A 9,298-nucleotide genomic window follows, 5' to 3' on the forward strand; every position below is an offset into this window, starting at 1 on the left:
GCGCGGGCCCACTTCGCAAGCTAGTGCATGTCTTGCATGGACCGGATGGCGCGGTCAAACCGCCAGAAGACAAGGGCGTCAAAGGTGTCCGGCCGCTTCAGCCACTCACCGAGCTGCGGGCGGTCGAAGGGGCCGACCTTGGACGCGGACACGTCTAGGTCAACCGCTTCGCGCAGTGCGGCGCCCTCACCGAACTCGATACCGAGGGCCGCCGCGGCTATGTCGTCGGCCTCGCGCTGCCGCTCGGGGCTGGTGGTCTCATCCGTGCGCACCGACAATCGGACGCACCGAACCCCACGAAGGGTCTCCGTGGTCAGTGCTGTTTTGCTATCCATGCCCCCTTGGGGAGAGCAGAGGTTTCCCGCACCGTGCTTGACCTGCACAGATACCGCCACGACCCGATCACTCCAGAACTAGGACTCTGGAACATCGGGAAGGGGCGGGGTGGGGCATCCCGGGGCCTGGGGCGGAGCCCCAGCAACCCCGCCGCCTTCGAGTGCGGACCGTGCTGGGTCGCCCGCGCCCGTCGTGGCGGAGCCGCGCAACAGGCACAGCCCCGCGCCCCTGTAGGGCACCCGGTGCCGACCGGTCGCGCCCGTCGTGGCGGAGCCGCGCAACAGGCGCAGCCCCGCGCCCCTGGTAGGGCACTCGGGGTCACAAGCCGCACCCACGCCACCGCGGCGGAACAGCGCGAAGGCACAGCCCCGCCTCCCTGTAGGGCACCCGGCGTCGTGGCGCACACCACTTGGGCCCGCTCCCGGGATTTCCGGGGGCGGGCCCAAGTGGTGCACTCAGTACGACAGTTGGCGGGACGGGACGGGGCTGACGCCCAGGGAGGTGAGGGCGGTCGACGGGGTCTCCTTCGCTGTGCCGCGCGCGGCCAGATAGCCGTCGGGGCGGATCAGGAGCCAGCTGCCCTCGGGGGCGCCCAGGGCGGTGGCGAGGTGGCCGGCCGGGTCGGACAGGGTGTCCGGGCCCGGGGTGTTGACCGTGCGGACGCGTACCGAGGGGCCGTAACGCTCCTCGGGGGCCGCGCCGAAGGTGAGCAACAGCCATTCGGGACGCTGGAGTTCGGCCACCAGCTCCTGCCAGCCGGGGCTGGTCGCGAGGGTCGGGGCCGTGACGCGGGCGACGCGCTCGCCCGGGCGCACCCCGGGTGACGGGGTGGAGGCGTGGGCCAGGGGGCCGGCCGCGTAGCCGAGGCCGAGCGCCGACATGCCGCCCATGATCTTGCGCTGGATGCGGCCCTTGACGGGGGGCAGCGAGCGAAGGACCGTGAACGCGGCGCGCAGCGCGGCCGCCGCCTTGCGGCTCCTGAGCTGGACCAGCATCGTCGCCATCTTGGTGGTGCGCAGCAACTCCGCGCCCACCGGGACCCGTTCGTCGCTGTAGCTGTCCAGGAGCGAGTCGGGTGCCTCGCCGCGCAGGACCGTGGCGAGCTTCCAGGACAGGTTGACCGCGTCCTGGACACCGGTGTTCATGCCCTGCCCGGAGGCCGGGCTGTGCACATGGGCCGCGTCGCCGGCGAGCAGCACCCGGCCGTGACGCATCTGCGCGATCATCCGCTGCTGGATGGTGAACACCGAGACCCAGGACGGCGATTCGACCACGGCGGGCTTGCCCGTACCCGTGGTGATCTTCGCCGAGAAGCGCCGGGCGACCATCGCGTCGTCGCCGCCGTAGGACGTCTCCGCGGTGTCGAGCAGGCGCCACTTGCCGGGCTCGGGGAACGGCACCATCATCACGGTGCCGGTCGGGGTGCGCATCCAGTGGATGCTGTCCTTCGGCAGGTCGCAGTGGACGGTCGCGTCCGCGATCAGCCAGGTCTCGCTCGACTCGCCCTCCAGTTTCAGGCCGAGCTGCTTGCGGATGGTGGAGTGGCCGCCGTCCGTGCCGACCAGCCAGTCGGTGGTGACGGACTCGGTGCGCCCGTCGGCGTGGACGAGGTGGGCCCGTACGCCGTCGGCGCCGAGGTCCTCGAACTCCGTGAGCCGCACGCCCCATTCGACCTCGACGCCCCGGCGGGCCGTCGCCGTGCGCAGCACCTCCTCGGTGATCACCTGGTCGACCATGAGCGTGAACGGGAAGCGGGTGGGCAGCCGGCTGTAGTCGGTGTCGAAGCGGATCAGGCGGCGGCCGTTCTGGTGCAGCGTGAAGTGCTCCACTCGCTGGCCGCGCGGCAGCAGCTCGTCCAGGATGCCCATCTGGTCGTACGTCTCCAGGGTGCGGGCGTGCGTGGCGAGCGCCCGGCTGGTGGTGGCCGGGCCGGCCGCCGCGTCCACGAGCCGGACCCGCACACCGTGCCGGGCCAGCTCATGGGCGGCGCTCAGCCCGACCGGACCGGCGCCCACGACCAGCACCTGGGGTGCGGGCGCCGTCTCGTTGAGCAGTGTCACTTCTGACCCTCCTGCGGCGCGTGCTTGACCGCCTTCCACCAGCTGGGGTTGTCGCGGTACCAGGCGGCGGTCTCGGCGATACCGTCCTCGAAGGAGATGCGCGGCGCGTAGCCGAGCTCCTCGGCGATCTTCGCCTCGCTGAGCGAGTAGCGCAGGTCGTGGCCCTTGCGGTCGGCGACCCGGACCACCTTCGACCAGTCGTTGCCGGTCAGCTCAAGCAGGCGCTCGGTGATCTGGCGGTTGGTCTGCTCGTTGCCGCCGCCGACGTTGTAGATCTCGCCCGCGCGGCCCTTCGTCAGGACGAGCTGGATGGCGCGGCAGTGATCGTCGACGTGCAGCCACTCGCGGATGTTGGCGCCCTCGCCGTACAGCGGGACCGTCTCGCCTTCGAGCAGGTTGGTCACGAAGCGCGGGATGAGCTTCTCGGGGTGCTGGTAGGGCCCGTAGTTGTTGGAGCAGCGGGTGATCGACACGTTCAGGTCGTGGGTGCGCCAGTAGGCGCGGGTGATCAGGTCCGAGCCGGCCTTGGAGGCGGCGTACGGGGAGTTCGGCAGGAGCGGCCACTCCTCGGTCCAGGAGCCCTCGTCGATCGAGCCGTACACCTCGTCCGTGGAGACGTGCACGACGCGCTGGACACCGGTGCGCAGCGCGGCCTCCATCACGTTCTGGGTGCCGCCGACGTTGGTGGCGATGAACTCGGCGGCCGACTCCAGGGAGCGGTCCACGTGGGACTCGGCCGCGAAGTGGACGACCGCGTCGTGGCCGGGGAAGAGGTCGAGGAGCAGCGGCAGGTCGCAGATGTCGCCCTCGACGAAGGTCAGGCGCGGGTGCTCGGCCGGCAGGTTGTCGCGGTTGCCCGCGTAGGTGAGCTTGTCGAGGACGGTGACCTCGGCGTTCTCGTACCCCTCGTAGCCGCCCGCGAGGAGCGTGCGGACGTAGTGCGAGCCGATGAAGCCCGCGCCGCCGGTGACCAGGATCTTGTTCATGCCGCTCTTCTTCGTCGGGGCCGGGTTGGGGTGGGTGGTGGTCATGCCGCGACCTCCACGCGGGTGTGGTCGCCGACCACCAGACGGTGGTGGCGGCTGGCCAGGTCGATGCCCGTGACCGCGGCGCCCCTGCCGAGCAGAGAGCCGTGCAGGCCCCGCACCGCGGAGATCGTCGCACCGTCGAGGGCGATCGAGTAGTCGAGATGGGTGCCGGACAGGACGCAGTCCCGGCCGATGGACGTGTGCGGCCCGACGTGGCTGTCCTCAAGGACGGTGCCCGCGCCGATCACGACGGGGCCCTCCACGAACGACCGGGTGATCTTCGCGCCGGCCTCGACGACGACCGCGCCGATCAGCACGCTCTGGTCGTCGACGTCGCCCTCCACCCGGCGCGCGATGCCGTCGAGAAGCATCTGGTTGCACTCCAGGACGTCCTCGACGCGGCCGGTGTCCTTCCAGTACCCGGAGTACTCCTGGGCCCGCACGGTCGCGCCGCTCGTCACCAGCCACTGGATGGCGTCGGTGATCTCCAGCTCGCCGCGCGCGCTCGGCACGATCGAGTCGACGGCCTCGTGGATGGCCGGCGTGAAGAAGTAGACGCCGATGAGCGCCAGGTTGGAGCGCGGCACGGGGGGCTTCTCCACGAGCCGCTCCACCACACCGGTCGCGTCGACCTCCGCGACGCCGAAGGCGCGCGGGTCCTCGACCTGGGCGACGAGCACCTGCGCGGCGGGGCGCAGCGCGTGGAACTCGGCGGCCGCCTCGGCGATGCCCTCGGGCAGCATGTTGTCGCCGAGGTACATCACGAAGTCGTCGTCGCCGAGGAAGTCCTGGGCGAGCTGCACGCACTGGGCGAGGCCCTTGGGGCTCTCCTGCGGGATGTACGTGATCTCGACGCCGAGCCGGGACCCGTCGCCGAGAGCCTCGGCTATCTCCTCGACGTGGTTGCCGACGATGATGCCGATCTCGGTGACACCGAGGTCACGGATGTTGTCGAGCACCCGCTCAAGGACGGGCTTGTTGGCGATCGGGATGAGCTGCTTGGGCATGGAGTAGCTGAACGGGCGCAGTCGGCTTCCCGTACCGCCGCTCAGAACCAGAGCCTTCATGGGGTCCTCTTCTGTGGTGGTTACGTCGTGATCGACACATCAACAGGCGCATGAGCAGGGGGCGTTGAGGCGCAGGCGCACGGGAGGGTCCCGTGACCGCGGTCAGGCGGCCAGGCGCACGGGAGGGTCCCGTGACCGGGGTCAGGCGGCCAGGCGCACGGGAGGGTCCCGTGACCGGGGTCAGGCGGCGGGCACCAGCCGGACGGCCGGGGTGGTGGCCCCCGTGGCTCCCGTAGCCCCCGTGACGCCATCGGTGGCGCCCTCGGTGAGGCTCTCCACCAGGTCGGCGAAGGCGTCGGTGGCCTCGTGCAGCAGGGCCTCCGTCTCGGGCTCCAGGCCGGCGAAACCGCCCGGGCCCCTGCGGATGCCACCCGCGTGCACGAAGAAGCTCTCGGAGACGGCCCGCGGCTTCATCGACATCAGCACCGGGCGCAGCCCGTAGTCGAGGGCGAGCACATGGGCGAGCGAGCCGCCGGTGGCCAGCGGCAGCACCACCTTGCCTTCGAGGCCGAACTGTGGAAGGACGTCGAGGAAGGACTTCAGCAGCCCCGAACAGCCCGCCTTGTAGACCGGCGTGGCCAGGACCACGGCGTCGGCCGCCGCGAACAGGGCCGCCGCGTCGGCGAGTTGGGGGTGGCTGATGTCGGCGCGCAGGAGCTCGGCCGCGGGCAGAGTGCGCACGGCGAGCGATTCCACCCGGTGACCGCGGGCGGCGAGCCGCTCGGCCGCGAGGGTGAGGACCTGGTGGGTGCTGGAGACCGGCGACGGACTGCCGGAGACGGCGAGGATCGTCGGCATGGACAACCTCCTGAAACAAGAAGGGAGTTGCTCGTGGTCAAGTCTGGGAGACGGACGTGGGTGCCGCCCGGCCCGGGTGTCAGGCAACGAGGGCCGGCTCCGCCGCCGTGGCCGCCGCGTGACGTACCGCGGCGACCCGTTCGAGGGAGGCGAGTACGAGCTCCGGGTCGGCGACGAAGTCCACCAGGCAGGCGATCTCGTCGACTCCGGCCGCCCGCACCCGGCGCGCCGTCTCGGTGCACTCCGCGACCGAGCCGATCAGCGAGTTGCCGGACAGATAGCGGTTGAGCCCGAGCTCGGCGAGCTTGCGCTGCGCCTTCGCCGCGGACAGCACCTCGCGGCCCTGCTTGTTGCCGCTCATCCGGCCGCCGGCCTCGACCGCGAGGGCCTCCAGGTCGATGGCGGAGAGCAGATAGTCGCGCAGGGCGCCGCCGCCGACCCGGCGGGCCTCGTCGGCGTCGTCGGTGACATAGGTGTGCATCATGACGGTGATCGTGCCCGGGCCCTCCCAGCCGGCGTCGGCGCGCGCCGCCCGGTACAGGGCGATCTTGTCGCCGAGCGACTCCACGTCCTGGTTCTCCAGATGGGTCAGGATGTTGCAGCCGAGCCGGCCCGCCTCGCGGAACGTTCCCTCGCTGCGCGACGCGGTCACCCACACCGACAGCTCGTCCTGGACCGGACGCGGGAAGACGGGCAACGTGGTCTCGACGCCCAACGGGTTGGGGCCCGTCCAGTTGCCGGTGCGCCAGGCGGTCCTGATGGCACCGACATCCTTGATCATCTGCTCGCGCCGGGTCTCGTACTTGTCCGGCGCGATCACGAAGTCGTTGACGTTCCACCCCGAGCCCACCGAGATCGCGACCCGGCCGCCCGATATGCCGTCCACCATCGCGAAGTCCTCGACGATACGGGCGGCCGGGTGCAGCGGCGTCACGACGCTGCCGGCCCGGATCTGGATGCGGCTGGTCACCGCGGCGATCGCCGCCGAGGTCACCGCGGGGTTCGGGAAGGCGCCGCCGAACCGGTGGAAGTGGCGTTCGGGTGTCGATACGAAGCCGAGGCCGAGCTCGTCGGCGCGGCGGGCCGCGTCGAGCATCAGACGGTAGGTCTCCTGAGCCCGGTCGCCGACCGCGGCGAAGAAGAAGACACCGAAGTCCAGCGGCTGCTCACCTGCCGAGCCGTCCGCACCGTGGCTGCCGGTCTGCCGGGAATCCGCGTTCATTTAGCGCTGCCTCCTTCCCCGTCGGACGTCGTCGCGGCGGGGTCGTCACCATGGGGGCTTGCTGCCCGGCGACACCATGGGGCGGCCTCCTCGCACCGGACTTGAGTCCCGGGCAGGCCCGGACCGCTCCAGCACGGCTCAAGTGCGGCGCGAGGCAGCCCGGTTGTGATGGATCGAGCGGAACACGAGGGAGGCTCGATGCCGACGCGGACCCGGTACGGCCAACCCGGCCGGCACCCGTTGGGGGCCGGCGCGTTCAACCCCGCCAGGGGCGCGGGGAACCGCGTGCTCAGCCACGGACGGCCCGCAGCCGAAGTGCAGCACCACCCGCGGAGTGCCGGACCCCGGCCCGCTGGACCGGCGTCCACCGCCGCTCGACCCGGGGTCGAGGCCATCCCGCCACGCTCAGGGCGACCACCTTCCGCTCCGATGACCACGAGGTTGCTGGATGACGACTCAGACGCTGGTTGCCGCGGACACCGGCACCGGCACCGACACCGACCCCGTCGACACCACCACCGTTCATGGGTTGCTCGCCGCGGCCGTGGCCACCCGCCCCGACGCCCCCGCGGTGCGTGACGCCTCCGGCGTGTGGACGTACGCGGAACTGGACGCCTGGTCACGGGCGTACGCCGACTGGCTCACCGCCCAGGGTGTGGGACACGCGGACCGCATCCTCGTCCGCGTCGGCAACACCCGCGAATTCACCGCCCTGATGTTCGGCGCGCTGCGCCGCGGTATCGCCTTCGTGCCGGTCAACCCGGCGATGAAGCCCTTCCACCTGAACACCGTCGTACCGGACTGCGACCCGGTCCTCGTGATCGGGCAGGACGCCGACGACACCGCGATCCTGCGGGAGCTGACCGACAGCCCGGTCTTCGAGCTCGACGAGGTGCGCCGCGACGCCGAGGCGCGGTACGACGCCGGCCCCGCCGCGCTCGACGAGGCGCCCGTCGCCCCCGACGACCTGGCCCTGCTCATCTACACCTCGGGCTCGACCTCCGCGCCCAAGGCCGTGGTCAGCACCCACGCCCCCGTCGTCTTCGCCGCCCGCGCCATCCAGGCCCGGCTGAACTACCGCGAGGACGACGTCGTCCTCGTCGCGGTGCCGGTCTCCTTCGACTACGGGCTCTACCAGATCCTGCTCTCCGTCATCGCCGGCGCCCAGGTGCTGCTCACCTCGCCGGACCGGCACGTACGCCTGCTCGGCGCCCTGCACGAGCACCGGGTCACCGTGGTTCCGCTGGTGCCCTCGCTCGGCGAGATGCTGCTGACGCTGGCCAAGCGGGACCGCCGCGAGGCGCCCCCGGTGCGGCTCTTCACCAACACCGGCGCGGCCCTGACCGGCCCCGTCATCGCCCAGCTGCGCGCGGCCTTCCCGCACGCCCGGGTCTCCCCGATGTTCGGCACCACCGAGTGCAAGCGCATCACCGTGCTCGAACCCGACGGTGACATCGAGCACCCCGGCTCGGTCGGCCGGGCCCTCGACTGCACCGAGGTGCTGATCCTGGACGACGACGGACGGCTCCTGCCGCCCGGCACCGTCGGCGAGATCTGCGTCCGCGGACCGCACATCATGACCGGCTACTGGCAGGCCCCGGAGCAGACCGCGCTACGGTTCCGCCCCGACCCGGTCACCGGCGAGGTCACCCTGCACACCGGCGACTACGGGCACCTCGACGCCGAAGGCCACCTCTACTTCGAGGGCCGCCGCGACGACCTGTTCAAGCGCAAGGGCGTCCGCATGGGCACCCTGGAGATCGAGACGGCCGCGCTCGACATCGACGGCGTCACGGCCGCCGCCGCCCTGGCCCCGGCCGAGGGCCACGACCTCACGCTGTACGCCGTCACCGACCTGACGTCCGACGAGGTGCTCGCGCAGCTCACCGAGCGCCTGGAGGCCGCCAAAATCCCCGCCGCCTGCCACCTGCTCGACGCACTTCCGCTCACCCCGAACGGCAAGACCGACAAGCAGCGCCTGCGCCGCGAACAGTAACCCTGTAAGGAGATTGAGCCATGACCACCACTGACGTCTCGTGGGACGCCGGCTTCCAAGAGCTGCTGACCTCGGTCCTGCCGCGTGTCACGGGCGCCCTCGACCCCGCGCTCGACCTCAAGAGCGTCGGCCTCGACTCGATGGCCACCATCGAGCTCCTGGTCCGCCTTGAGGACCAGTACGACGTGGAGATCCCCGAGGACAAACTCACCGGCGCGACCTTCGCGACCCCGGCCGCACTGTGGGCGGTCCTCGCCGCGCAGCGCACCGCCACCCGCGCCTGAGTCACCCGCGCCTGAGTCACCCGCGCCTGAGTCACCCGCGCCTGAGCCGCACCTGCCTCATCCGCACCCGTCCGATCCGCACCACAAGTTTCCGCCGCACCACCCAACCCCCCACCCATACACGTCCTTTGGAGGACACCATGAGCCACCTCATCATCGGTCTCGCCGTCACCGTCGTCGTCTGCCTCATCGTGAAGTTCGGCGGCGACGCGCTGAAGAAGCGCCGCGGCTGACCTTCCTCGCCGCACCCCAGAGGGGCCCGCCGACCACCCCGGTCGCCGGGCCCCTCCCGCATGCCGCCACGGGGGCCCTAGGCGGCGCGGGGAACTGCGCGAGACGCGGGCACGGTCCGCACCCGTAGGCGGGGTTTGCTGGGGCTCCGCCCCAGACCCCGTTCGCGGCTTGAGGGCGCTCGTCCTCAATCTCCCCCAAGGCCTTAAGGGCCAGGGGGGACCCCCATGACGGGCTGAGGATGCTGGGGATCGGCACCCTGCCAAGGGCAACCCC

The 9,298-nt window shown here is 71.5% G+C and carries 8 protein-coding genes; 2 read left to right on the forward strand and 6 right to left on the reverse strand.

The window, feature by feature from the left end:
• Positions 1 to 20: 20 nt before the first annotated feature.
• From AB0D31_RS21480 to AB0D31_RS21505, 6 genes are all read right to left on the reverse strand, one after another.
• On the reverse strand, positions 21 to 272 hold the full coding sequence (locus AB0D31_RS21480) for a recombinase family protein (RefSeq protein ID WP_362725382.1): 252 nt from the start codon (positions 270 to 272) through the stop codon (positions 21 to 23).
• A gap of 519 nt (positions 273 to 791) precedes the next feature.
• Positions 792 to 2,396 carry an FAD-dependent oxidoreductase gene (locus tag AB0D31_RS21485; protein ID WP_362725384.1) on the reverse strand — a complete coding sequence of 535 codons (1,605 nt, stop codon included), beginning with the start codon at positions 2,394 to 2,396 and terminating at the stop codon, positions 792 to 794.
• Complete coding sequence (gene rfbB, locus AB0D31_RS21490; RefSeq protein ID WP_362725387.1) at positions 2,393 to 3,427, reverse strand: dTDP-glucose 4,6-dehydratase; 1,035 nt, start codon at positions 3,425 to 3,427, stop codon at positions 2,393 to 2,395. Before rfbB ends, AB0D31_RS21485 begins: the two co-directional genes overlap by 4 nt.
• Positions 3,424 to 4,491, reverse strand: coding sequence for a glucose-1-phosphate thymidylyltransferase (locus AB0D31_RS21495; RefSeq protein WP_362725390.1), 1,068 nt, complete (start codon positions 4,489 to 4,491; stop codon positions 3,424 to 3,426). The genes rfbB and AB0D31_RS21495 overlap by 4 nt, the downstream gene beginning before the upstream one ends.
• Before the next feature lie 180 nt (positions 4,492 to 4,671).
• On the reverse strand, positions 4,672 to 5,289 hold the full coding sequence (ssuE, locus tag AB0D31_RS21500) for an NADPH-dependent FMN reductase (protein ID WP_362725393.1): 618 nt from the start codon (positions 5,287 to 5,289) through the stop codon (positions 4,672 to 4,674).
• A 79-nt stretch (positions 5,290 to 5,368) separates the two neighbouring features.
• Positions 5,369 to 6,511, reverse strand: a complete 1,143-nt coding sequence (locus tag AB0D31_RS21505; RefSeq protein ID WP_362725395.1) for a MupA/Atu3671 family FMN-dependent luciferase-like monooxygenase — start codon at positions 6,509 to 6,511, stop codon at positions 5,369 to 5,371.
• Positions 6,512 to 6,959: 448 nt separating this feature from the next.
• Between AB0D31_RS21505 and AB0D31_RS21510 the strand changes: the two genes are divergently transcribed.
• Together AB0D31_RS21510 and AB0D31_RS21515 are read left to right on the forward strand one after the other, a co-directional pair.
• On the forward strand, positions 6,960 to 8,507 hold the full coding sequence (locus AB0D31_RS21510; protein WP_362725398.1) for an AMP-binding protein: 1,548 nt from the start codon (positions 6,960 to 6,962) through the stop codon (positions 8,505 to 8,507).
• 20 nt (positions 8,508 to 8,527) lie between these two features.
• A complete protein-coding gene (locus AB0D31_RS21515) occupies positions 8,528 to 8,791 on the forward strand; it encodes a phosphopantetheine-binding protein (protein ID WP_362725401.1) in 264 nt (87 codons plus the stop codon).
• Positions 8,792 to 9,298: the final 507 nt, after the last annotated feature.

Origin of the sequence: Streptomyces sp. NPDC048361, assembly GCF_040651795.1 — a bacterium.
In the GTDB taxonomy this organism is placed as follows: Bacteria; Actinomycetota; Actinomycetes; order Streptomycetales; family Streptomycetaceae; genus Streptomyces.